At 55.5% G+C, this 22,864-nt stretch carries 17 protein-coding genes and 2 pseudogenes; 14 read left to right on the forward strand and 5 right to left on the reverse strand.

Features of this window, described 5'->3' with window-relative positions; genetic code table 11:
• Positions 1 to 183 precede the first annotated feature (183 nt).
• The 9 genes from JUE67_RS08615 to JUE67_RS08655 all read left to right on the forward strand — a co-directional run bounded on the left by JUE67_RS08615 (position 184) and on the right by JUE67_RS08655 (position 12,530).
• Positions 184 to 2,364, forward strand: coding sequence for a glycoside hydrolase family 3 N-terminal domain-containing protein (locus tag JUE67_RS08615; protein ID WP_203626175.1), 2,181 nt, complete (start codon positions 184 to 186; stop codon positions 2,362 to 2,364).
• Positions 2,357 to 5,497, forward strand: coding sequence for a GH36-type glycosyl hydrolase domain-containing protein (locus tag JUE67_RS08620; protein ID WP_203626176.1), 3,141 nt, complete (start codon positions 2,357 to 2,359; stop codon positions 5,495 to 5,497). Before JUE67_RS08615 ends, JUE67_RS08620 begins: the two co-directional genes overlap by 8 nt.
• 170 nt (positions 5,498 to 5,667) lie before the next feature.
• Positions 5,668 to 6,579 (forward strand): ABC transporter permease, encoded by a 912-nt coding sequence (locus tag JUE67_RS08625; protein ID WP_125697414.1) that lies wholly within the window; start codon positions 5,668 to 5,670, stop codon positions 6,577 to 6,579.
• A 12-nt stretch (positions 6,580 to 6,591) separates the two neighbouring features.
• A complete protein-coding gene (locus JUE67_RS08630; protein ID WP_125697412.1) occupies positions 6,592 to 7,488 on the forward strand; it encodes a carbohydrate ABC transporter permease in 897 nt (298 codons plus the stop codon).
• A 31-nt stretch (positions 7,489 to 7,519) separates the two neighbouring features.
• A complete protein-coding gene (locus JUE67_RS08635; RefSeq protein ID WP_203626177.1) occupies positions 7,520 to 9,118 on the forward strand; it encodes a type 2 periplasmic-binding domain-containing protein in 1,599 nt (532 codons plus the stop codon).
• Between the two features lie 5 nt (positions 9,119 to 9,123).
• Entirely contained in the window at positions 9,124 to 9,762 is a 639-nt protein-coding gene (locus tag JUE67_RS08640) for a DUF624 domain-containing protein (RefSeq protein ID WP_203626178.1), read from the forward strand.
• On the forward strand, positions 9,755 to 10,651 hold the full coding sequence (locus JUE67_RS08645) for an acetylxylan esterase (protein ID WP_203626179.1): 897 nt from the start codon (positions 9,755 to 9,757) through the stop codon (positions 10,649 to 10,651). The genes JUE67_RS08640 and JUE67_RS08645 overlap by 8 nt, the downstream gene beginning before the upstream one ends.
• Before the next feature lie 23 nt (positions 10,652 to 10,674).
• Positions 10,675 to 11,445: an endonuclease/exonuclease/phosphatase family protein gene (locus JUE67_RS08650; RefSeq protein WP_203626180.1), complete on the forward strand. Its 771-nt coding sequence runs from the start codon at positions 10,675 to 10,677 to the stop codon at positions 11,443 to 11,445.
• A gap of 104 nt (positions 11,446 to 11,549) precedes the next feature.
• The gene (locus tag JUE67_RS08655) at positions 11,550 to 12,530 is read left to right on the forward strand and encodes a LacI family DNA-binding transcriptional regulator (RefSeq protein WP_203626181.1); all 981 of its coding nucleotides are present in this window, start codon (positions 11,550 to 11,552) and stop codon (positions 12,528 to 12,530) included.
• 171 nt (positions 12,531 to 12,701) lie between these two features.
• Here the strand turns inward: JUE67_RS08655 and JUE67_RS08660 are convergent, their stop codons facing one another.
• The 5 genes and pseudogenes from JUE67_RS08660 to JUE67_RS08680 all read right to left on the reverse strand — a co-directional run bounded on the left by JUE67_RS08660 (position 12,702) and on the right by JUE67_RS08680 (position 17,846).
• Positions 12,702 to 13,418: a glycerophosphodiester phosphodiesterase gene (locus JUE67_RS08660; RefSeq protein ID WP_203626182.1), complete on the reverse strand. Its 717-nt coding sequence runs from the start codon at positions 13,416 to 13,418 to the stop codon at positions 12,702 to 12,704.
• A 4-nt stretch (positions 13,419 to 13,422) separates the two neighbouring features.
• A complete protein-coding gene (locus tag JUE67_RS08665) occupies positions 13,423 to 14,082 on the reverse strand; it encodes a YesL family protein (RefSeq protein ID WP_203626183.1) in 660 nt (219 codons plus the stop codon).
• A 276-nt stretch (positions 14,083 to 14,358) separates the two neighbouring features.
• Entirely contained in the window at positions 14,359 to 15,939 is a 1,581-nt protein-coding gene (locus JUE67_RS08670; protein ID WP_203626184.1) for a type 2 periplasmic-binding domain-containing protein, read from the reverse strand.
• Between the two features lie 21 nt (positions 15,940 to 15,960).
• Positions 15,961 to 16,846, reverse strand: a pseudogene (locus JUE67_RS08675) (carbohydrate ABC transporter permease).
• A 34-nt stretch (positions 16,847 to 16,880) separates the two neighbouring features.
• On the reverse strand, positions 16,881 to 17,846 hold the full coding sequence (locus JUE67_RS08680; protein WP_203637122.1) for an ABC transporter permease: 966 nt from the start codon (positions 17,844 to 17,846) through the stop codon (positions 16,881 to 16,883).
• A 393-nt stretch (positions 17,847 to 18,239) separates the two neighbouring features.
• On the opposite strand from JUE67_RS08680, the pseudogene JUE67_RS08690 reads away from it, so the two are divergent.
• From JUE67_RS08690 to JUE67_RS08705, 5 genes and pseudogenes are all read left to right on the forward strand, one after another.
• A pseudogene (locus tag JUE67_RS08690) lies at positions 18,240 to 20,023 on the forward strand (TIM-barrel domain-containing protein); the annotation flags it as partial.
• 93 nt (positions 20,024 to 20,116) lie between these two features.
• Positions 20,117 to 20,770: a DUF5110 domain-containing protein gene (locus tag JUE67_RS12905; RefSeq protein ID WP_373300885.1), complete on the forward strand. Its 654-nt coding sequence runs from the start codon at positions 20,117 to 20,119 to the stop codon at positions 20,768 to 20,770.
• Between the two features lie 27 nt (positions 20,771 to 20,797).
• Positions 20,798 to 21,646, forward strand: a complete 849-nt coding sequence (locus JUE67_RS08695) for a helix-turn-helix transcriptional regulator (RefSeq protein ID WP_203626186.1) — start codon at positions 20,798 to 20,800, stop codon at positions 21,644 to 21,646.
• A gap of 203 nt (positions 21,647 to 21,849) precedes the next feature.
• Positions 21,850 to 22,119, forward strand: a complete 270-nt coding sequence (locus JUE67_RS08700) for a type II toxin-antitoxin system RelB/DinJ family antitoxin (RefSeq protein WP_203626187.1) — start codon at positions 21,850 to 21,852, stop codon at positions 22,117 to 22,119.
• A gap of 30 nt (positions 22,120 to 22,149) precedes the next feature.
• Positions 22,150 to 22,864: alpha/beta hydrolase (locus tag JUE67_RS08705; RefSeq protein ID WP_203637123.1), on the forward strand; the 715-nt coding region annotated here is incomplete at its 3' end.

Raw genomic sequence — 22,864 nt, forward strand, 5'->3', positions numbered from 1 at the left:
TTTGCCTTGCTGAAGGGGGCGAACAGAGCCAGTTGTTTCATCCAAACCGTCCTGTGCCGGAGCCGCGGCAATACAGCCTGAATAGAAGCCATTGCGGAGGACTACTCAAAAATTTCCCCTTGCCTTTAAAATGGAAGCGCTATACAATACAATCGAAACGTTTCACCAAGGAGGAGAAACTAGATGGAAAATACACAGGTACAGGCACTTCTTGAAGAAATGACCATCGAGGAGAAGATCGGGCAACTTGGTCAACTGAGCGCCGACTTCTTTCCAAACGGGCAGGCGACGATCACCGGCCCGATGCAAGCACAACATATGGATCTGGACACACTTTACCGGTCCGGCTCTGTGCTGGGAATCTCCGGCGCAAAGCAGGTTCGAGCGATTCAAGCCGACTTTTTAGCGCACAATCGGTTGCATATTCCGTTGCTCTTCATGGCTGACGTGGTCCATGGGTATAAGACCATCTTCCCGATTCCGCTGGGGATGGCAGCAAGCTTTGACCCTGAGATCGTTAAAAATGCGAGCGCTGTGGCGGCGAGTGAATCCGCAGCTGGCGGCATTCACGTGACGTTTGCGCCGATGGTCGACCTTGTGCGCGATCCGCGTTGGGGCCGCGTCATGGAATCGACCGGTGAGGACACTTATCTGAATACCGTACTGGCCGCCGCAAGCGTTCAGGGGTTTCAGGGTGAGGACCCACTGGATGAGGAGCACATTGCGGCGTGCGTCAAACACTTCGCCGCTTATGGTGCGCCAGAGGCCGGCCGCGAGTATAACACGGTCGATATTTCGGAGTGGCGGTTCCGCGAACAGTATCTGCCTTCCTATGCCGCAGCAATCAAGGCGCAAGCCCTTCTAGTCATGACGTCTTTCAACACCCTGTTTGGCGTGCCGGCAACTGCCAATCAGCATCTCATGCGCGACATTTTGCGTGAAGAACTGGATTTCTCAGGTGTCCTGATCTCTGACTGGGACGCGATCGGCGAGCTCATCAATCACGGTGTGGCAGGAGACCTCGATCACGCTTCTGACCTCGCGCTCAAGGCTGGTGTGGATATCGACATGATGTCCTTCGCTTATTCCCGGTACCTGAAGCGTGCGGCGACATTGGATGCCGAAACGAAGCGTTTGATCGACGAGTCCGTCCTGCGTATTTTGGAATTGAAAAATACGCTCGGGTTGTTTGAAGATCCGTATCGAAACATTTCTATTGAACGGGAGACAGCGACAGAGCTGAGCCCAGCCCACCTCGTCGACGCCCAGCATGCTGCCGAGGAAAGCATTGTTCTGTTGAAAAATGCCGGGCAGATTCTCCCGCTTCAGCCAGGCACCTCAGTCTTCTTGACCGGCCCTCTGAGCGAATCGAACGATCTACTTGGTAGCTGGTCTTGGCAGGGCAAGAGTACGCCGGACAACACGATCGCGGCGGCGCTCGGCCAGCGCTGTGAGGTCAAGAGCGTACCAGACGTGGGTTACCACGCGCTGAACGAAAAACAATTAAAGGTTGCGCTCGGCGGGGCACACCATTATGACACGGTCATCGCTTGTCTTGGCATCCCGAGCTCCGAAAGTGGGGAAGCCACCAGTATGACGGACATTCGCCTGCCAGAAGAACAAATGACCCTGCTTCGGGCGTTGGCTGCGGATGGCAAGAGGATCATCTCGATCGTCATCGCCGGCCGGCCACTCGACCTGAGTGAAGTCGATGCAGTCTCAGACGCCGTCGTGTTTGGCTGGTTCCCGGGCAGCCGCGGGGCAGAGGCAATCGCCCGCATTTTGACCGGCGAAGTTGAACCTTCTGGCCGTCTGCCGATGAGTTTTCCGCGTAGCGTTGGCCAAGTGCCGATCTACTACAACCAATACAACACTGGCCGGCCGCTGACGCACACACCGAATGATGCCGAAAATAAATACCTGTCCAAATATATCGACGAAGAAAACACCCCGCTCTATCCGTTCGGCTATGGCTTGGGCTACGCGCAGGTGACGCTTCAAAGTCTCACGATCGAGAACACCGAGATGAGCAGCCAGAAGCCAATGGTCGCGCATGTCCGGCTTGAAAATTCCTCAAATCGTGACGGACGTGCTGTCGTGCAACTCTATCTGCACCAAAAAATCGGTGAGACAGTTCGACCAGTCAAACGCCTGATCGCGTTTGAAAAAGTCGCAGTAGGGGCAGGCGAGACAGCGGATCTGTTGTTTTCAGTCACCGAAGACAGCCTACGTTATATGCACACAGATCTCACAAATACCGCAGATGCCGGTGAGTACGAGTTGTTGGCGGGGCTGAGCTCGGATGCGACCCAAGCAGTTGGGTTTACGTTCACCAATGGTTTGAAGGAGAAGTCAGATGATTAAGCTTCGACACGGGAATACCGCGATCGGGTTGAGCGATGCCGGCGCACCGATTCATATTGAGACGTCAGGCATCATGATCAACCAAGTCGATGGCAACGCGCTTGACGGTAGTATGGCGGGCCTCTATCTGCGCGATGGGACGAGTTATCGCCTTTTGACCGGGGCCGAGAGTCGGCTCAACCACGACAAAGAGCAGGTGTCTTGGGAAGGCGTGTTCAGCGACGTTTCCTATAGCGTTCGGCTGACGATTGGCGATTCTGGTTGGTATTGGACGGTCGATCTTGACGGCGAAGTCACAGAAGAGACAACGCTGACCTATGTTCAAGACCTCGGCTTGGGCGCCGCTTCGTTTGTGCAGTCAAACGAAGCCTATGCCTCGCAATACATCGATCATTTTGTAGCGCGCAATGGGCAGCACATCACCATCGCGTCGCGGCAAAATCAACCGCAATCCGGAAAAAATCCTTATCTACAACAAGGCGCCTTCACGCCTCTTGCGAGTTATGCCACCGATGGCATGCAATTTTTCGGGCCAGCCTATCGCGCCGATGCTTCGCCGGTTGGCATGCAAGCGCCGAATCTGGCCAACGTCAAATTGCAATATGAAGCGACGCTGATCGCGCTTCGAACCCCAGCTGGTCAAGCGGCGAAACATGCGGTCTTTTATGCCGCCTTTTTGCCGGATCAGCCACAGGACAACCGAACAATTCTGCTTTCCGAGATTGAATTGCAAGCCGATTATCAGCGCTCTTTGCGGATGCCGTTAGCGCCACGAGTCTATTCGCAGATTCAGACGGAGCCGGTGCTGGGCCCAAGAGTATCAGGCATTCCTTTGAAAGCGCGGGAGATCATGGCCCTTTTCCCTGCTCGCAGCTTAGAAGAGCGTCAAGATGGCGACTTGTTGTCGTTCTTTTTGCCGGACCATCGCCATGTTGTCTTGCAAGCCAAGGAGTTGCTTCAACAGCGGCAGACAGGCAATATCGTGATGGCGGGGCACACCCTCACGCCAACAACGCCGGTGCTGGCAACGACGCAATTCATGGCAGGAGTCTTTGAGTCACATACTGTGTACGGCAACACCAATATGCAGAATCTGACCAGTGACGTGCGCGACCCGTTCAACTTCTTCACGACGGCGGGCCGCCGCATCTATATCAAATTGGCGGATCAGCAATTTCATCTGCTGAGCTTACCCAGTGCCTTTGAGATGGCCTATAACGGGGCGACCTGGTATTACCAACTGGAAGATGATCTGCTGATCATTACAGACGATGCCGCCGCTGACTCGGATCAGTTGACCCTTCATTTTCAGTCGCAGCGAGGCAACCATTATGACCTGCTGATCACGGATCAACTGAACGCAGGCACCATGGGCCATCAGCCCGTTGTGGTGGCACACGGGGAGCAACTCTCGATCAAAGCAGAGTCGGGGATGCCGATGCACTCCGCAAATCCGGACCTAACCTACTGGCTTGATTACAGTCAGCATGACGGGCGCTTTGAGCTTGGCGATACTGCGAACGTGTTGGGTGAGGCGTTGCCATCACTCGAGATGGTCACCGCGAGTTATCGAAACACTTCTGATCTGAAGATCTCAACGGCGCTCGCTAATCACTTCGACGAACTGGACGCGGCAACAATGCGGAAGGCGCATGCGGAGCACATTGAAGACCTCTTGCACCATCTGACATTAAAGGACGAGGCCCCGGCAAGAAAGGACGACGCACAAGAGATCACCACGATTCTGCGCTGGTTCGCCCATGATGCCCTGGTCCACCTGTTATCTCCGCATGGTCTTGAACAATACGGCGGGGCCGCTTGGGGGACGCGCGACGTCTCCCAGGGCCCAGTCGAGCTGTTTTTAGCCACGGGCCACTACGCAGAAGTGCGGCAGATTCTGACGACCCTTTACTCGCATCAATTCGTTGAGACAGGCAACTGGCCACAGTGGTTTATGTACGATGAGTATCGCGCGCAGTTTGCGGATGAAAGTCACGGCGATGTCGTCGTTTGGCCGCTGAAAGTACTCGGGGATTATCTCAAGGCGACCCACGACCTTCAGATTCTGGACGAGCAGTTGCCATACATGAGCGCGACGACCCACGACTTCATTGGTGAAAAGACTTCGCTGCGGGCACATGTCGAGCATCAGCTTGATTATCTCGTGGCGCATTTTCTGGCCGGCACCCACGTTTCGGCGTACGGGGATGGCGACTGGGATGATACGCTCCAGCCTGCCGATCCAGCCCAAAAGGCGACCATGGCAAGCACGTGGACAGAGGAGCTGACGCTTGAGACACTGACGACCTTGACAAGCGCATTGCCAGAAGGGGATGCGCTTCAGCACCGAGCTGCGGCACTCAAAGCTGAAATGGCAACTGACTTCCAACGCTATTTCATGCGCGATGACGTCTTGCCTGGCTTTATTCAGATCGCACCAGATGGGCGGGTCAAAGAAATCATCCATCCCGGAGATCAACAGACCGGTATCGATTATCGCCTGTTGCCATTGTCGCAAGGGGTTTTGAGCGGCATTTTGACCGGAAAACAGGCAGATCATGCGTTGGCATTGATCGACCAACACCTACTTTTCCCAGATGGGGTCCGCTTGATGAACCGCCCGTCGACTTATCGAGGTGGTGTCAGCAAGATCTTCAAGCGCGCGGAGCAAGCCGCTAATTTTGGCCGGGAGATTGGGCTGCTTTATGTCCATGCCCATATTCGCTACGCCGGGGCGTTGGCGGTTGCCGGCCGGCGACAAGAAGCCTGGCAAATGCTGCAGCTGGTCGACCCGATCAAACTGACCGAACGTGTTTCGAATGCCGAGCTACGCCAGGCCAATGTTTATTTCTCGAGCTCGGATGCTGATTTTGCGGATCGCTATCAGGCTCAAAATGATTTTGAGCGGGTGCGGGCGCAGCAGGTTGGCGTCAAAGGTGGTTGGCGCTTGTACAGCAGCGGACCAGGCATCTTCATCGGGACGCTACTCAGCGAGATATTATCAATTCGTAACGAAACGTTTAACCGAGAATCATCGACGGATACGGCCGATTTTGATCCGAATATCCGCATTGATTGGCAGCCATCGAAGGATTCGAAAATCGGGGCGGAGATTGAGGAAACGCGGCCTTAGCGGGTTAAAGACAACCGAGGTCCGAAAAAAATTTTTAAACCAGAAAAGAAAGCGCTTGCGCAAAAAAGGTTCGCGTGCTAGTATCCTATTTGGAGAAACGTTTCACCAAAAATCTCGAGGATACTCAGAGGGGAGCGGCCTGTAATGAGCGCAGCAGATGAGTGATCAATATGAGTATATTCAAGCGATTTATTAAGCAAGGACAGCTTCAGTTAATGGTGTGGCCGGGGGTCATCTTCATGGTGATCTTCAATTTCATCCCGATCTACGGGATCATTACTGCTTTCAAGCACTATACGATTGTTGACACGATGAGCAGCGCACCTTGGGTCGGGATGGAGAACTTCAAGACGATCGTCTCAGATCAGTTCTTCTGGCAATCTGTCCGCAACACGCTCGCCATCAGTTTCTTGAAACTTGCCATTGGATTTGTCATTCCCATCGTGCTGTCAGTGATGATCTTTGAGCTCAAGAATATGCGGTTCAAGAAGATCGTGCAGACGATCTCCTACATTCCTCATTTCTTCTCATGGATCGTCCTGGGCGGGATGTTGATCTCATGGCTCTCGACGAACGGATTCTTCAACCAGATCCTCATGGCGCTGGGAATCATCGACAAGGGGACCAACCACTTGCTGGCCGGCAACCAGTACTGGTGGATCGCTGTTTTGTCAGATCTTTGGAAGGAAGTCGGGTGGGGCACCATCTTGTATCTTGCCGGGATGTCGCGCATCGACCCGACGCTTTATGAAGCCGCCCGCATTGACGGGGCCTCGAAGGTGACACAGGTCAGAACGATCACCCTGCCGCTACTTGGCCCGATCATCTCACTCAACTTGATCTTGACGGTCAGCGGGCTGCTTGGGTCGAACCTTGACCAGACCTTGGTCCTGATGAACTCACAGAACCAGGATTACGCGGATGTGATCAATTCCTTTGTTTATCGGATGGGGTTGACTCAAGGGGACTTCTCGTATGCGACAGCTGTTGGGTTAGGTATCTCGGTCGTCTCCGTCATTTTGCTGATCATCACTGATCGCATCACGCGCAAGTTGAACGACGGCCATTCGGTCATTGTCTAGGAGGCGAGTCGGATGAAAATTGCGATCCATAGTAAGAAGACTCGAAAAGAAGGATTTTGGTTCAACCTAGTCAATACCATTGTCCTGACGCTGTTTTCGCTGATCATCATTGTGCCGATCTGGAATATCCTCGTTTCCTCCGTTTCATCAAACGCAGGATTGGCCAGCGGCGGCTTAATGTTATGGCCACAGGGCTTCACATTGGAAAACTACACGAAAGTCTTTTCCGATAGCAGTATCCCCAAGGCCTTTGGAATCTCGGTCCTCAAGACGGTGATCGGCGCCGGCACGCATACTTTGTTCTGCGCGATCGTGGCCTATGGGCTGAGCAAGTCCCGGTTGATCGGACGCCGGCTTTATACCTCGATGGGTGTCATCACGATGTACTTCGGCGGTGGCATGATCCCGACCTACTTGCTGATCAAGTCCTTGGGGTTGCTGGACACGTTCTGGGTCTACATTATTCCGGCCCTGTTCAGCTATTACGACTGTGTCATCTTGATGAACTTCTTCCGGGAGATTCCTGACTCGCTTGAGGAATCGGCGAAGATCGATGGCGCCGGCGAATGGCGGATCTTTACCTCGATCTACCTGCCACTGACAAAACCGGCCCTGGCAACCATCGTTTTGTTCAACGGAGTCGGCCAGTGGAATGACTTCATGACGACCAAGCTCTACATCACCAAACAATATCTTTACCCGCTTCAGATGAAGATCTATGAGATCATCGTCAACTCTAATCTCAGCAATATGACTCAAAGCGGCTCGACTGACGTGGTGTTTAAGGCGACAACGCGCGGCGTGCAGCTTGCAACAATTGTGATCACCACGGTCCCAATTCTCATCATCTATCCGTTGCTTCAAAAGCATTTCATCGCGGGGATGATGGAAGGTGCCGTTAAGGAATAAGGGGAAAAAGGGAAGAAAGAAGGATATAAAGATGAAGAAGGCTTTTCTAGGCGCGATGGTTGCCGTAGCGGCGTTGGCGTTGGCCAGCTGCGGCAACAAAGAGGATGCAGGCAACTCGAATTTTTCGATCAAAGATCGTTACACTCCGAGTGCAAAAACGCCGGCGTGGAAGCTCGACAAGAAGAAAAAGATGACCACGATCACTTGGTACATCAATTCTGATTGGACGACTCTCCCGTTTGGTGAAGATGCGACCACAGCGAAGATCAAGAAGGATCTGAACATCAACATCAAGTTCGTCACTGGTGACGACTCGAAGCTGAATGCCTTGATCTCAGGTGGTGACATGCCAGACATCGTGACCTTGATGGATAAGACAAGTCAGGCGGCAACGAAGGCGAACAGCTGGGCGTACTCCCTCAACGACCTGGCAAAGAAATATGATCCGTATTTCCTGAAAGTTGCCAACAAAGACACCATGAAGTGGTTCACGCTGTCTGACAACAAGACGTATGGGTATCCAAACTATTCCAACACGAAGAAAGACTACGAGAGCGGCACCATTCCGGTGAATGATAATTTCGTCATCCGTGAAGATGTCTATGACGCCCTCGGCAAGCCGGACTTCACCAAGCCGGGGAACTTTGAAAAGGCGATGAAAGAGATCGCCGCCAAGTATCCGAAGCTCACGCCATTTGGCTTCACCCCAGTTGGCACGACGGCGGGCGGCTTCACCGACAAGCTGCAAGACTTCCTCGGTGTCCCGCTTGAAACAGATGATGGCGCCTATTACGACCGGAGCCTGGATTCAGAATATATCCAATGGCTCAAGACCTTGAACACCGTTTATCGCAACAAGGATATCAGCGATGACAGCTTTACCGATGATGGTGCGACCTTCGATCAAAAGGTCAAGACCGGTCAATACGCGACCATGTTTGTGTCCGGCACTAGTGGCCAAGGCGGGAACTTCACTGAATTCATGAAGAACTCCAAGACGCGTTACATCGCCGTGGATGGCCCGTCCAGCACATCTGGCCGCAAAGCGACATTGAACCAGACAGGGATCTCAGGCTGGCTGATCAACTACATCACCAAAGACGCCAAGGATCCAGCCAAAGTCATGGAACTCTTCACCTATCTTGTTGATCGCCCAGGCCAGATCCTGACCAAGTACGGCATCGAAGGCGTAACCTTCAAGTACAACTCTGATGGCAAGATCGAATACCTGCCAGAAGTCAACAAACTCGAACAAACCGATAACGACCTGTACAACAAGAAGTACGGCATCAGCCGCTTCCTCTACTTCAACAACGACCGAATGAACGCTTTGAAGGCACCGACGACTTCCGCTTTGACCCAGATGCAGAAGTGGGGCGTTGGCAAGCTGTACCCGCATTTCGTGATCGAAAACATCAAGCCGCAAGCCGGGACTGCTGAAGCACGTGTCTATGATCAGGTTCAAACGAAGATGAATAGTACCGTTATTTCCCTGATCCGCGCCAACAGTGACGCAAGCTTTGACAGCACCCTCAGCAATTACAAGGACTTCTTGAAGAAGAATAACTATTCCAACGTTGAAAAGACGCTGACAAAGAATATGGCCTCTAACCGCAAGAAGCTAAACTAAAGGATGTGAAAGAAGAAAGAGCTGCGGAAACTGTAGCTCTTTCTTTGCTTGTTATGAAAGAGATATTTAGGGTCGATGGGCTTTACTACCGGTTGATGACGCTTGCCGCCAATGCCTTCATTATCAATTTAGTGTTCGTGTTGTCCGGCTTGACGGTGGTTCTCTTAGGGCCTGCCATCATCGCGTTGTACCAGATCACCAAGCGCGTGATGGCTGGCGAAGAAGATCATGTGCTCACCACGTATTTTAAAATTATGAAGAAGAACCTTGTCCGCGGCTGGCTACTTTTTGGCATCCTACTGGTCGGGGCAGGCTTGGCGATCGGGTTAACGCTGCTGGTTGGCGCGCTCGGACAATGGGCCGCCGCCGTGATGATCTTTTTCGTGGCCAGCGTGGCGCTACTTCTTGGAACCTTTGCATATGACTTTGCACTCAGTCAAGACAGCGTTCGCCAGGCATTCAACAACGCGCTGATTCTGTTCTTTCAGCATATTGTATACAGCATCGTGATCCTGCTGATTCCAGTCGTGGTGTTATCGCTGATTGGCAAGGTCAATCTATATCTGGCCCTGTGTCTCGGTTTCTTTGTGGCATGTTACCTTCAGATCTACTTTGTCAGGAAAGTTGGCGTTTTTGATGAATGAAGCAGGCGTCTTTTGGCAGGGCCTCATCGATGAGCTCTATGCCAGTGATATCAAGCTTTCAATCGTTCCCTCCAAGGTGGCCGCCACGACGGTCAATGTCGCTGATGTCGCGTTCACGAGCCTCTATGGCGAACGCGTGCATGGCTATCTGATTCAGCCCCAACGCGATCACACCTCCCCCCTAGTGATCGATTATCTTGGGTACATGAATCATCTGGAAGATCCGATGCAGTTTTACCACTGGCCTTCGATTGGGTTTTCGGTGTTGGTGATCGATAATCGCGGCCAAGGTGGCAAGACTTTGGACACGTCTCCCTATGCCATGACCTATGGAAAAATGCCGATGGGTCAAGGCTTCACAGACCCCGACGATTTCTATATGAAGCGCGTCATTGCGGACCACCTTCTGGAGCTGAAAATTGCGCATGACCTCGTGGCCTCGTCTGGTCAACCACTCTTTCTGCGCGGCGGCAGCCAAGGCGGGGGATTGGCCACGATGATCGGGGCACTGTCGCCATATGACTTGACCGCTATCTTTAGCGATGTGCCGAGCCAGTCCAACCTCATGGCGCGCATCGATGCCCGAGCCGGCTCGTATGGCGTGATTGGTGAGTATCTGGCTGTGTATCCGGAAAAACGGGCGGCGGTCGAACGTACCATGCGGTTTTACGACACACAATTCTTTGCCGCGCAGATCAAGGCCCCAGTTTTTGCCTCTTGCGGCGATCAAGATACGACGTGTCCGATGGCGGATTACCTCCCCACTTTTGATCAGATCCAATCCCCCAAGGAATTGAAAGTGTACACGGGGCACGCACACGAAGGCGGCGGTATTGCGAGGATCCGCTGGGAAGTTGATAAGGCCGCAACCCTTGCGCAACGTGTGTGAAAATAATAAGGAGAAATTAGCTGATGAGAATCGCAACCTATAATCTTCGTGTCGATACGGATTATGATAAAGAATGGCAATGGCCATATCGTGCCCAGTACGTGCTTGATCTGATCAAGTTTCATAATTGGGATGTCCTGGCCGTTGAAGAGATTCGGCCGACCCAAGTCAAAGACCTGACGGAAGGCCTTCCCGAGTATCACTTGCTCAGTCAGGAGCGGGATGGGGACGGCACAGGCGAAGGAATCGGTTTACTCTTTAAGGAAAACAATTATAATTTGATTGATAACGGCGCCTTCTGGTTATCCCAGACGCCGGCGCAACCGAGCATTTATCCGGGGGCCGCGTATCCGCGTGTCTGTGTCTGGGCCATTTTGCAGGATCGTGCGACTTGCGTTGAGACCTTGGTCATCTCGGTCCATCTGGATAATATCTCGGAAGAGGCGCGCACGAACGGGATGAAGGTCATTTTGAAGCAGTTGGCATCGCAGATCGCGGCGTACCCGACAGTGATCTTGGGTGATTACAATGCAGAGCCTGAGGAAGCCGTTCACACGCTTTTGACGGAAGCCGCATTTGTGAACGTCAAAACGTTGCCAGACATTCAACACTATGGGCCGACGGGGACATTCCAGAATTTCACCTACACCATGCCCTGGCGCGATCTTGAGAATATCGATTATATCTACGTCAAAGGGTTAAAGACTCTAAAAACTGGGGTGTTGACCGACTCGTTTGACGGCCGCTATGCGTCTGACCATTTCCCGCTTTGCGCGGAGTTGGCGGCTGAATGAGTGGGGCTGTCCCTCATTAATAATAAGAAATTGAATGAACACGAGACGCGTTGCTGTTTTGTGTATCGTCATGCTTAATCAATATCAAGTGGAGGTAACGCGCTTTGGTTGGAATTAGAGAAATCGCCGAACGGGCAGGCGTTTCGATCTCGACAGTCTCATATGCGCTGAACGACAACGCAAAAGTCACTTCGGAGACCCGGGAACGCATCAAAGCTATCGCGGCAGAGTTGAACTACACCCCAAGTCTTGCTGGGCGGATGCTGAAGAAACAAAAGACCAACATGATCGGCCTTTACGTCAATGGCTTCGGTGGTGATTTTTATAGTCACGTGATCGATGGCGTTGCCAACACGCTGCGCGCCCATCACTATGAGTTGATCGTTGGCTCTGGTGGTAGTCGCTCGCGCGCGTTTGTGCCGCAACGATTTGTGGATGGCGCGATCATCTTAGATGTCTCGTTTCCGACTGACCTAATTCGCGAATACGCAGACGCGGGCAACAAACTGGTCGTCATGGATCGTGATATCACGCACCCAAACGTTGCACGAGTCATCGTCAACAACGCAGCCGGTGCCAGACAGGCAATCGATGCGCTTGCCGCCGCGAACGTGGACCATTTCGTGATGGTCACCGGGCCTTCCGATTCGTGGGATTCACAAGCCCGTGCGCAGGCCGCCATCCAGGAAGTGGAGAAGATCTCCGGCAAATCGATCTTGGTCATCCCGGGAGATTTCACCATCGAAGGCGGGCGCAAAGCCGCGGAGGTCATCTGCAATACAGGTGATACCAATATCGGCGTCTTCGCCCTGAACGATGAGCTCGCGATCGGGCTGTATGACGGGTTCAACGCGCGCGGTCGCGTGGTCGGTCAAGACATCAAGATCGTTGGCTTTGATAATGACTATATCGATACTTATTTGGACCCTAAACTCACTTCGATCGACTACTCCAAACATCGCTGGGGCGAAATGGCCGCAGAGACTGTTTTGAAGATGATCGAGACTGACGAGACGCCAGCAGATCAGTTCCTGAAGACAAAGGTGCTTCACCGCGGGTCGCTTGGCGAAAAGCTGACTGACTAACCCCCGGTCGGCCAGCTGAAAATCTCCCTGCTTATATAACTTCATAATATATTTATCCCCCCAACCAAAGAGCCCACCGAGCGAAAACTCGGCGGGCTCTTTGCGATAGGGATGGAATTCCTAGGTGTCAGGTATTTTCGGTTTCCGCTAAACAGAGAGACTGCTCAGCCCCTAAACCCGCCCGCTCAGCACCTCTTCGGCCAACTCAAACCGGTTGGTGATCAACCCTACCACATGGTCCTTGCTGGCGGCGTCGAGCATCTGCATCGGCTCGTCGATGGTCCACAGCCGCTGGGGCATCGCCACATCCGGTAGGTAATGCTCCAGATGCAGCACATCGACCACCGGCAGGGCCGCCGTCACCTCGGCGCTGGTGCGGCCAGATGTGAGAAATGCCAGCGACTGTTCTGGGGCGATGTCGCGCATGATTTTCAGGCTATCGAGATTGAATGAGCAATACATCGTGGTGGGGGCGAGGCCGGCCGCCTTGATCTTGTCGTGGACCTCGGCCTCGATGCCCGGGTAGCGGTGCTTGCCAGTCTTGAACTCAATATTCAGCCGCACCGGAAACTGTCGCGCCAGCGCGATCAGCTCGTCCAGCGTCGGCACCACCTCGCCGTCTGCCATATGCCAGTGGCGCAACTGGCGCAGGGTCATGTCGCAGACCTCGCCTTCGCCGCTGGTGACGCGGTCGATTTTTTCGTCGTGGATGATGACCAGGTGGCCGTCTTGCGTGCGCTGGACATCGGTCTCGATCACATCGACATGATGCAGCGCGGCATAGAGGAACCCCCGCAGACTATTTTCCGGAAAACGGGCCGGATAGCCGCGGTGACCGTGAATCTGAAAGCTTGTCGTGTCGGCCACGGATGGTTGAATCTTGAACATGTTATCACTCCTCTTTGGAAAAATAGGGCGCAGCTGGGGTCTCCAGGCGCGTGTGGATGTGCCAAAACAGGCGGCCATTGAGCCAGGCGGTCAGGCCGAAACCGATGAAGGTGAAAAGATATACAACGCTGAGCAGCCCTGCGCTACCGCCGGCGATGATCAGCCCAAGTGGCCACGCGTTCACGGCGACCAAGGTCAGGCAAGCCAGCCAGTGATGCGCGAAGATCAGCCGCGCGTGATAGAGGATCAGCCGCCAGCCGCCGGTGTAACGGCAATGATAGACCACCGCGGCAATGAGTAGGCTGACCAGAATCAGCGTCGGCAGCCCCAACGCGCCCAGCAACAGGACGCGCCAGGGTTGCGGCAGGCGAAGCAGCGTGATGCCGCTCACCAGCAGGTCGCCGAGAAGCGCAACGCCGACCACTTCAAGGCCGATGCCCAGCCCGAGGTTTTGGCGAAAATGGTGGCGGAACGTTCTGGTGATCGCGGTGCGCGGCTCCCGCAAACAGCTTTCGACTGTCATGATCGCCGCCAGCATCGCCGGTCCCAGGGTCACCAGTGGCAGGCTGGCAACGAGGATCAAAACGTTCAGCCAGATCATCAGGAAAATGTGCTCGAAAAACCGGGTCAGCCGGCCGGTGGGGGCGAGGACTGGGTGCTTCATAAGTTTCGCTGATCTCCCTTCAATACTATGACACGAGGCAGGCGCCGTGACCAGGGGCGGCGCGGTCATTTTACGCACAGTTTGTGGCCGGCCGCGCCTGGTGTTCGAGACGCTTACCTGTCGGGCCCAAGTTCGCCAGGTGGCCCACTTCTACTTGTCGTGGTCCACCTGGCCGGGTCCGAACAGCTAAGGTCTCAAACACCTGGTCCAAGGAGCGGACCTGGTGTTCGAGACGCTTACCTGTCGGGCCCAGGTTCACCAGCTGGTCCACTTTGTTTACTTACTAGATTTGATCCACCGATCATAGGCGGTCTGCTGGATCTTCATATAATCTTTCAGCCCCATCTGATCCAGTCGCTTCTTAAACCCGGCCCATTCCGCCTCGACGCCGCCCTTCATGATCCATTTCGCCCGGCATTGTGAGACGTAGGTGTTGATATCCGTTTGCAGGCGCGCCATTTGCTTCAGCTCCTGCGCGGTGTATTGCAGGTTGGGGTAGGCGGGCAGCGCATACTTATTGAACTGCTTGTCGATCGCCAGTTTCTTGTAGTCGGTGTTGTTCTTGTCGAACACGAGCTTCTTTTCAAACGCCGGCGACATGAACTTCATGCCATCATCACGGAGGGAGTGTTCCCAGGAAAAACCAGAGGAGTTGCCGGTCTTGGGTTCGAGAATCTGGACGTTACCGTTGGCCAATTTCTTGGTGCCGATGCCAAAAGAGCCGTAGAACGTCTGGACGCTGGCTTCATCCGTGTAAAAAGAATCCGCCCAAGCCATGAGTTTTTTGACATCTTTTTTCGCGGCGTTCTTGGTCACGACCAGCTCGTTGCGGTTGTAGCTCAAATGCGTCGGGTCGGAGTTGATGTAGCGGTTGCCATCCGGGCCTTTCAGCGGCGGCAAGGCGACGTATTGATCGCCGTTTTGGCCAAATTCGGTCTCGGCGGTCCAGCACACGGCCACGCCGACGATTGGGGTCTTGGCCTGCTTTTTGGCCATCGAGGTCGCGCCGTCATCGGTGAAAAAGCGTGAGTCGATCAGCCCTTCTGCCATCGCCTTGTGCATCGCGATCATCGCCGTTTTGAAGCGGTCGGTGGTCGGCTGGAAGGTCGGCACGCCGTCGTCCAGCGTGATGTTTTGCGGCCCGTTGGCAGGCACAAACGGGGACAGGACGCCAAATGGCAGGGCGAAGTTCATGATCCGCTCGACCCGGGCGTTGGCCGCCCCGCCGCCGTAAGGAATCTCATCCTTTTTCCCGTTGCCGTTGGGGTCCTTGTCGCGAAATGCGCGCAGCACGTCGAGAAATTCATCGTAGGTGTCCGGCATTTTCAGTCCCAGCTTGTCCAGCCATTTCTTGTTGATAAACAGTTGGTTGCCGATCTTCGGGCGCGGCGCGAGCTTGCTGGGCAGGGAGTAAATGTGGCCATCCGTCGAGGTGCACAGCGCCTTGAGCGACGGGTCTTCCTTAAACGCGCGCTGGAGGTTGGGCATGTCCTTCACATAGTCGTCGAGCTTGAGAATCACGGCCTTGTTTTGCACGACGTCTTGGTCGTTCAACGTTGAGTGCGCCATGAACGCGTCGGGCAGCTTGCCGGACGAGAGGTAGGCCGGTTTCTTGGTGCCCCAGTCGCTGTTCAAGATGATCTCCCAGTCGAGGTCGATGCCGTTTTTCTTCGCGGAATCGTTGATGAAGCCCTGAGCGAATTTTTTGCCCCAATCCGAGCGGCGGGTCAAAACGATGTGAAATTTGTCCTTATCAGCGCTGCTGGCTTTGGCGTCTTTGGTGCCGCCGCAGCCGCTGAGCATGAGCAACGCCGCCAGCGCACCAGTCGCGCCGGCCATCAGTGTTTTCTTTTTCATCAATACTCTCCTTCAGTGTGATCAGCCCTTGACCGAGCCGATCAACACCCCTTTATTGAAATATTTTTGCAGGAACGGGTAGACCAACATGATCGGCAGCGTCGAGACCACGATCGCCGAGTACTTCATCATTTCGGCCAGCTGCTTGAGTTCTTCGCCCAGCGCGCCGACCGTGGCGGCTGAGGCTTGTTGGTTGGTGATCAAGATCTGGCGCAGCAGGAGCTGAATCGGCTGGTAGGCCTCGTCCTGCAGGTAGATCAACGCGTTGAACCACGAGTTCCAGATGCCGACCGCTTTCCACAGGCCGATCACCGCCACGATCGCTTTTGACAGCGGCAAGACGATCCGGATAAAAAATCGGAAGGTGCTGGCGCCATCGATCTGCGCCGCTTCCCACAGACTGTCTGGAATGCTTTGCTTGAAAAACGTGCGGGCCACGATGATGTCGTAACACGACACCGAAAATGGCACGATCATGACTAACGGGTTGTTCATCAAGCCGACATGGCGAATCACCATGTACGTTGGAATGAGGCCACCGCTAACGAACATCGGAATGACGTACAGGATGCCGAGCAATTTTTTCCCGTAAAGGTCCTTGCGTGACAGGACGTAGCCGGCGGGGGATGTTGATGATCAGCGCAAACAGCGTGCCGAACACGGTGTAAAGAATCGTGTTGAGGTAGCTGTGCCAGATCGTCCGCTGGTGAAACAGCAGGGTGTACCCCCGCAGTGTCCATTCCTTGGGCCAAAATAGGACGGCGCCATTGGCTACATCGCGCGGGTCACTGAACGAGGCGATCAGGATGAACCAGAGTGGGTACAAAATTGTGAGGATCATCACACCGGCGAGAAGGTACACGCCCACTTGAAACGCGCGGTCGCCGCGGGAGAGTTTGACTTTCATTGCGGGTTTGGTTGCCATTTGAGACGCACACCTCCTAAAAAAGACTCAGCTTGGCCAGCCGCTTGGAGAACCAATTGACACTGATCAACAAGGTGCCATTAATCAAGGTGTTGAACAGGCCAATCGCGGTGGACAGGCTGTATTGCGAGCTGCCGAGGCCGACTTTGTAAACATAAGTGGAGATGATCTCGCTGGCCGGCATATTCAATGGGTTTTGGAGCAACAGGACCTTTTCAAAGCCGACATTGAGCAAGCGCCCAACGCTCATGATGAGCAAGATGACGATGGTCGGCATGATCAGTGGCAGGTCCAAATGCCAGATCTTTTGCCACGCAGACGCCCCATCGATGCTGGCGGCCTCATAGTAGACGGGGTCGATCGCGGACAAGGCGGCCAGGTAGATGATGCTGTGCCAGCCGAGGTTCTGCCAAACGTTGCTCCAAACGTAGATATGGACAAAATTCTTCGGATCGGCGATCACATCCGGCAGATGCAAGCCGACCAATTGTGAAAAATGTGCCAGCAAGCCTGTCGCCGGGTTGAGGAACAAGAGAATCATCCCGCACATGACCATGGTGCTGATAAAATGCGGCAGGTAGGTGATGACCTGGAACGTTTTTTTAAACCGCTCGTGGCGGATCTGATTACACAAGATCGCCAGCGCCACCGGCAGCGGCGTGTTCACCAGCAGGCTGTACACGCTGATGACCAGGGTGTTCTTGATCGTCAGCCAAAACTGATAGGATCTGAAATACTGAATGAAATTCTCAAAGCCGACCCACTCACTGCCGCTGATGCCAAGCACCGGCGCGTAATCCTGAAACGCGATCACCAGCCCGTAAATGGGAATGTAGGAAAAAATGACCAGTAGCGTCAACGACGGCGCCAGCAAGACATACAGCGGCGCGCTTTTTTTCAGCCGGAGCTTGACGGTCTGCCAGCGGGTCACCTGGCGCGGCCGGGATGGCGCAAGTGGAGCGGTCAGTTGGTTGTCGCTCATGGCGGCCTCCTTTTCTGATGCAAAACACAACGACCAGCGTCTGCAAAGGGGCGATCATCTCCTTTTGGGTATTGTGCTCACTATAAAACGAAAAGCGGCGGCCTTGCCCTCGCGAAACCCGAAATGAGTCTCAAATAATACGTGTATTTCTTGTAAATAACTATTTTACATATCGCATCGAGGCCTGTTTATCCCGCTTCAGACCGGCGATATTCTTGTATTAAGCAATCGATATTAGTTTTCTAATTGTCCCGCTGGTTGAAGATGGCATTGCCTATGGTATCATTTGTCCCGTTAAGACGGCGGCAGGGTTTCGCCGGCACAGGCAGGCGCTGAAAGCCGCGCACGCCTTCGCCGACACCTGAACAGGGGGACAAGAACTTGGCAGAGACGATGCGCCACACCACAGACGGGCAGACCGTCACCATCTTCACGGGGAAAATAGACTGGCGGCTGACGGTCATCACGGAGGCGATCATTCGCATCCAGCGCGCCGATCAGCCGGACCACCGCTCGACCGCCATTGAAGGGGATAAAATGCGGCCGACCGCCTTCACTGTGGCGGCCGTGGCGCGGGGCCTTGCGCTCAAGACCAGCGAGTTAACTGTCTGCGTGACGCCACGCGGCCATGTGGATGTGTACGCCGCAGACGGGACGCCGCTGGTGCTCGACTACCGCGGCCCCCGCGTGCCACTGGTGCGCGACGTGGATGCGGCGCTGGCGCGGCTGGCCGCCAAAGAGGGCCACGAAATGGCGGCCGGCGCGATCGCAGACAGACGCGCGGCCGGCGATACGGGCGGCGCCACAACTGAAGCTGGTGCCATCAAAGACGGGCGCGACGCCGCAACCGCGCCAGCCGCCGCGGCCGCCAGCACTACAGCCGCCCCGGCCCCGACCCACGCGACTGCCCCAGTCGAGCTGATCAAAAAAATGCCCGCGGCCAAGTGTTTTTATGGTCTCGGGGATAAAACGGGTTTTATCAATAAATATGGCTACGAATACGATAACTGGAATACCGGCAATTCGCGGCCGCAACTGGAGAATTTTACCAAGCTGTATAAGAGTGTTCCGATTCTTTATGGTCTGGCGGAGCGCCACGCATTCGGCCTGTTTTTCGACAACGCCTACGCCAGCCACCTCGACCTGGGCAAGGAAAGCGCAGATTATTATACGTATTCGGCGCAGGGTGGGGTGCTCGACTACTATGTGCTGGGCGGGCGGAGCTTGGCGGCGGTGGTCGCCAACTACACCTATCTGACAGGCACCACGCCGCTGCCGCAAAAATGGACGCTGGGGTATCACCAATCGCGCTGGAGCTATCAAACGGCGGCTCAGGTCACGGCGATCGCGACGCAGATGCGCGCGCATGCCCTGCCTTGTGACGCCATTCACCTGGATATCGACTACATGGCCGGGTACCGGGTGTTCACCATCGATCAAGCGCGGTTTCCGGCGCTGCAAGACCTGGCGACGGCCCTGGGCAAAACAGGCATCAAGCTGATCCCCATCATCGATCCCGGGGTCAAAGAAGAGCCTGGCTACCCGGTCTATGACGAAGGGTGCACGCAGGACTATTTTGTCAAAACGCCGAGTGGGCCATTTACGCCAATGAAGTCTGGCCCGGGCAGACGGTTTATCCCGACTTTGGCCGGGCCGCGGTGCGCCAGTGGTGGGCGGACAAGCACAAGCTGCTGACGGACTTAGGGGTCGCCGGCATCTGGAACGACATGAATGAGCCGCAGTCTTTTCACGGCGAGATTCCAGACGACACCGTGTTTTTCGATGAGGACCAGCCGTCGACCCACGCGCAGATGCACAATCTGTATGCGCATCACATGGCCCGCGCGACCTATCAGGGGTTGCTTGCGCAGACCGGCAAGCGGCCGTTTGTGATCACCCGCGCGGCGTTTGCCGGCACGCAAAAGTACAGCACCGTGTGGACCGGCGACAACCACAGTCTGTGGGTCTACCTCCAGATGATGGTCCCGCAGCTCTGTAGCCTCGGCTTGTCCGGTTTCGCGTTCGCCGGCACCGACATCGGCGGGTTTGGCTCGGACACGACGAAGGAACTCCTGATCAGGTGGCTTGAGGCCGGCATCTTCAGCCCGCTGCTGCGCAATCATTCGAAAATGGGATCGCGCTTGCAGGAACCTTGGCAGTTCGACGAGGAGAGCCTGACGATCTATCGCCGCTATCTGGAGCTGCGATACCAGCTGCTGGACTATCTGTATGACCTGTTTGCGGCCGGTGAAAAAACAGGTCTGCCCGTGATGCGGCCGCTGGTGCTGCACTATCAACAGGACCCCGAAGTTCGCAACTTAAACGATGAATTTTTGGTCGGCGAGTCCCTGCTCGTGGCGCCAGTTTTGACGCCGGGCACCACTCACCGGCTCGTGTACCTGCCGGCGGGCGAGTGGTGCGACTTTTGGACCGGCGCCCGGTTGCATGGCGGGCGCTATCTGATCACGCCGGCGCCGCTGGACCACCTGCCATTATTTGTGAAGGCCAACACGATTTTACCCTGGCGTCCGGTCACGCAATCTGTGAACGTCGAAACAGAGCAGGCGTTATCATTTCGCGTGTTCGGCGACCGCGGCCAATACCTCCATTATCAGGACAACGGCGTGGACCATGCCTACCAAAGCGGCGCGTTCAACACCTATCTGGTCAAGGCGGATGGCGCCCGCGTGTCGGTGCGGCTCCTGCATGCCGGCTATGACAAACCGTATCAGACGCTCACCATCGACTGCGGCGGCACGGTGCATCACCTCGTGTATCGGGCTGCGACTCAGCAATATGAGGTGGTGGCGACGGCGCTGGCTGAAGCGGATGAAACGGGCGAACCGGGCGAACAGATCGCGTCAAACGTGGCGGAAAAGGGTGCGACTCGCCTCGAATTAAATCAGGGGCCCGCCCGCGCCTGACCGAATCGCAAAAAAGGAGGCCTCACCGTGACCGTGCGAATCGAATCCACCGGCATGCAGCTGGACTACCCCCTGACCGTCAGTGAAGGCAAAGACGCCTCGATCGCGCCGCATTGGCACACCGACATCGAGATTCTTTACATCCGTGAGGGCGCCGTGGAACTGGGGTTGCCCGCGCGCCGATACCGGCTGGCCAGCGGCAGTTTTTTCATTATTCCGTCCGCTTTGCCGCATTCGCTGGTGAACAAGCATCACGCCAAATGGCTCCAGTACCGCCTGCACCCCGCGATGCTCGCCGCGCTTGAAACGGGCAACGGCGCGTATGCGCTGGCCGAGACCCTGCGCCATCGCCGCTGGTTCAGCGAGGAATGGCCGACCCTGGCCGCCCAGCGCGTTCGCCAGTTGTTGCTCCAGATCAACGCGGAGCATTTAGCTGAAAATCGGCGGTTCGTGCAGCTCATTGCGGTGGCCGGCATCTTTGATTGCCTGACCCGCGACGTTCCCGCTAGCGCTGACCCGCTGCACCTCACACTGCCCCTGACGGACGGGGATGCGCTGACCACGCTGCTCAAGGTGGCCAATTTTGTGGAAGCCAACTATAGCCACCCGTTCACACTGGCCGAGGTGGCGGCTGCGGTGGGCTTTTCACCGCACTATTTTGCCACCTTCTTTCGCAAAACGACCGGCCTCACCTTCATGACTTATCTGACGCGGTACCGGCTGGGCGTGGCGAAATACCTTCTGCGAAGCGCCACCATGCCGATCAGCCTCGTTGCCTTCCGCGCGGGATTTGGCAGTCTGAAGACCTTCTACCGCGTGTTCAAGGCGGAAACGGGGACTAGCCCGCTGAAGTTTCGGGAGGTCGGGGCGGAGTGACGCGTAGTGCGAAAATGAGGCTTGTGGGCGAAGCACAGCGTTGGAGGCGAAGTGCAGCGTGAAGGCAAAGTGAAGCGGGGAAGCGAAGCACATGGCGGCGTGCGCGAAACAACGCACGCGCTTGCATGCCGACAGCCTGGCCTATTTACGTTAGCATATCAGAGCGATAGACTGAGCTCAGATGGAAAGGGGAATGATGATCAATGGCAAACGATAAAAAAGCGACGCATCTCACTGTCCGCATCGATCCAGAACTAAAAAAGGCGGCAACGGCCGTCGTAAACGAGCTGGGAATGGATCTGAACACAGCTATCACCATATTCTTGACCCAAATGGTGCGGGATCGCGGGCTGCCATTCACGCCAACCACTTTGCCAATTGAGACACGGCTGGCATTACGGGAAGCAGACCTGTCAGAACGCCTCAGGACATATCGCACAACTGATGAGATGTGGCGAGACTTAGACGACTGAAACCAGCCCTAACCTCAGGAGGTCACAGGCATGCAACTGATTCACGAAACGCTCACCACGCCGCTGTCCAGCGATGCTGTGCTTGACGGCTACATTCGCGACGCATCCGCCAACATCGAGCCCAACCGCAAGCGCATCGCCGTGATCATCTGTCCCGGCGGCGCCTACAGCTTCGTCGCCGATCGCGAGGCGGAACCCGTGGCGCTCGCACTTTTGGCCCGCGGGCAACAGGCTTTTGTCCTCCATTACAGCGTCGGCCCGGCCCGCCCGTTTCCAACCGCGCTTCTGGAGCTGGCCGCCGCCGTGCGCCTGGTCCGCACCCGCGCCGCAGAATGGGCCATCGATCCCGACAAAATCATCGTGGCCGGTTTTTCCGCGGGCGGTCATTTGGCGGCGAGCCTGGCCGATTTTTGGCACACGCCGGCGCTCGTCGACCACGTATTTTCCCCGGCCGACGTGCAACCGAACGGCCTGATGCTGGCGTATCCCGTGATCACCAGCGGCCCGCACGCGCACCGCGGCTCGTTCCGCAACCTGCTGGGGGATCAGCCGACGCCGGACCAGCTTGAGGCCGTCTCGTTGGAAAAACACGTCTCTGCGCAAAATCCGCCCACGTTCCTCTGGTCGACCTTTGCGGATGACGCCGTGCCAGTGGAAAATAGTTTGCTCCTGGATTATTCACCTCGGTATTTGGGACATGAAATCGCATCTGGCCGGTCTGAAAGCAACGTTTGGAGCGTTGCGA

Source organism: Lacticaseibacillus mingshuiensis (assembly GCF_016861785.1).
Classification (GTDB): Bacteria; Bacillota; Bacilli; order Lactobacillales; family Lactobacillaceae; genus Lacticaseibacillus; species Lacticaseibacillus mingshuiensis.

Excerpts from the sequence above, each read along its gene's own strand:
- JUE67_RS08635 (WP_203626177.1), top strand. The coding sequence starts at position 7,520 with ATGAAGAAGGCTTTTCTAGGCGCGATGGTTGCCGTAGCGGCGTTGGCG.
- JUE67_RS08630 (WP_125697412.1), top strand. The coding sequence starts at position 6,592 with ATGAAAATTGCGATCCATAGTAAGAAGACTCGAAAAGAAGGATTTTGG.
- JUE67_RS08620 (WP_203626176.1), top strand. The coding sequence starts at position 2,357 with ATGATTAAGCTTCGACACGGGAATACCGCGATCGGGTTGAGCGATGCC.
- JUE67_RS08660 (WP_203626182.1), bottom strand. The coding sequence starts at position 13,418 with ATGTTCAAGATTCAACCATCCGTGGCCGACACGACAAGCTTTCAGATT.
- JUE67_RS08625 (WP_125697414.1), top strand. The coding sequence starts at position 5,668 with ATGAGTATATTCAAGCGATTTATTAAGCAAGGACAGCTTCAGTTAATG.
- JUE67_RS08665 (WP_203626183.1), bottom strand. The coding sequence starts at position 14,082 with ATGAAGCACCCAGTCCTCGCCCCCACCGGCCGGCTGACCCGGTTTTTC.
- JUE67_RS08670 (WP_203626184.1), bottom strand. The coding sequence starts at position 15,939 with ATGAAAAAGAAAACACTGATGGCCGGCGCGACTGGTGCGCTGGCGGCG.
- JUE67_RS08700 (WP_203626187.1), top strand. The coding sequence starts at position 21,850 with ATGGCAAACGATAAAAAAGCGACGCATCTCACTGTCCGCATCGATCCA.
- JUE67_RS08645 (WP_203626179.1), top strand. The coding sequence starts at position 9,755 with ATGAATGAAGCAGGCGTCTTTTGGCAGGGCCTCATCGATGAGCTCTAT.
- JUE67_RS08680 (WP_203637122.1), bottom strand. The coding sequence starts at position 17,846 with ATGAGCGACAACCAACTGACCGCTCCACTTGCGCCATCCCGGCCGCGC.
- JUE67_RS08615 (WP_203626175.1), top strand. The coding sequence starts at position 184 with ATGGAAAATACACAGGTACAGGCACTTCTTGAAGAAATGACCATCGAG.
- JUE67_RS12905 (WP_373300885.1), top strand. The coding sequence starts at position 20,117 with ATGCGGCCGCTGGTGCTGCACTATCAACAGGACCCCGAAGTTCGCAAC.
- JUE67_RS08650 (WP_203626180.1), top strand. The coding sequence starts at position 10,675 with ATGAGAATCGCAACCTATAATCTTCGTGTCGATACGGATTATGATAAA.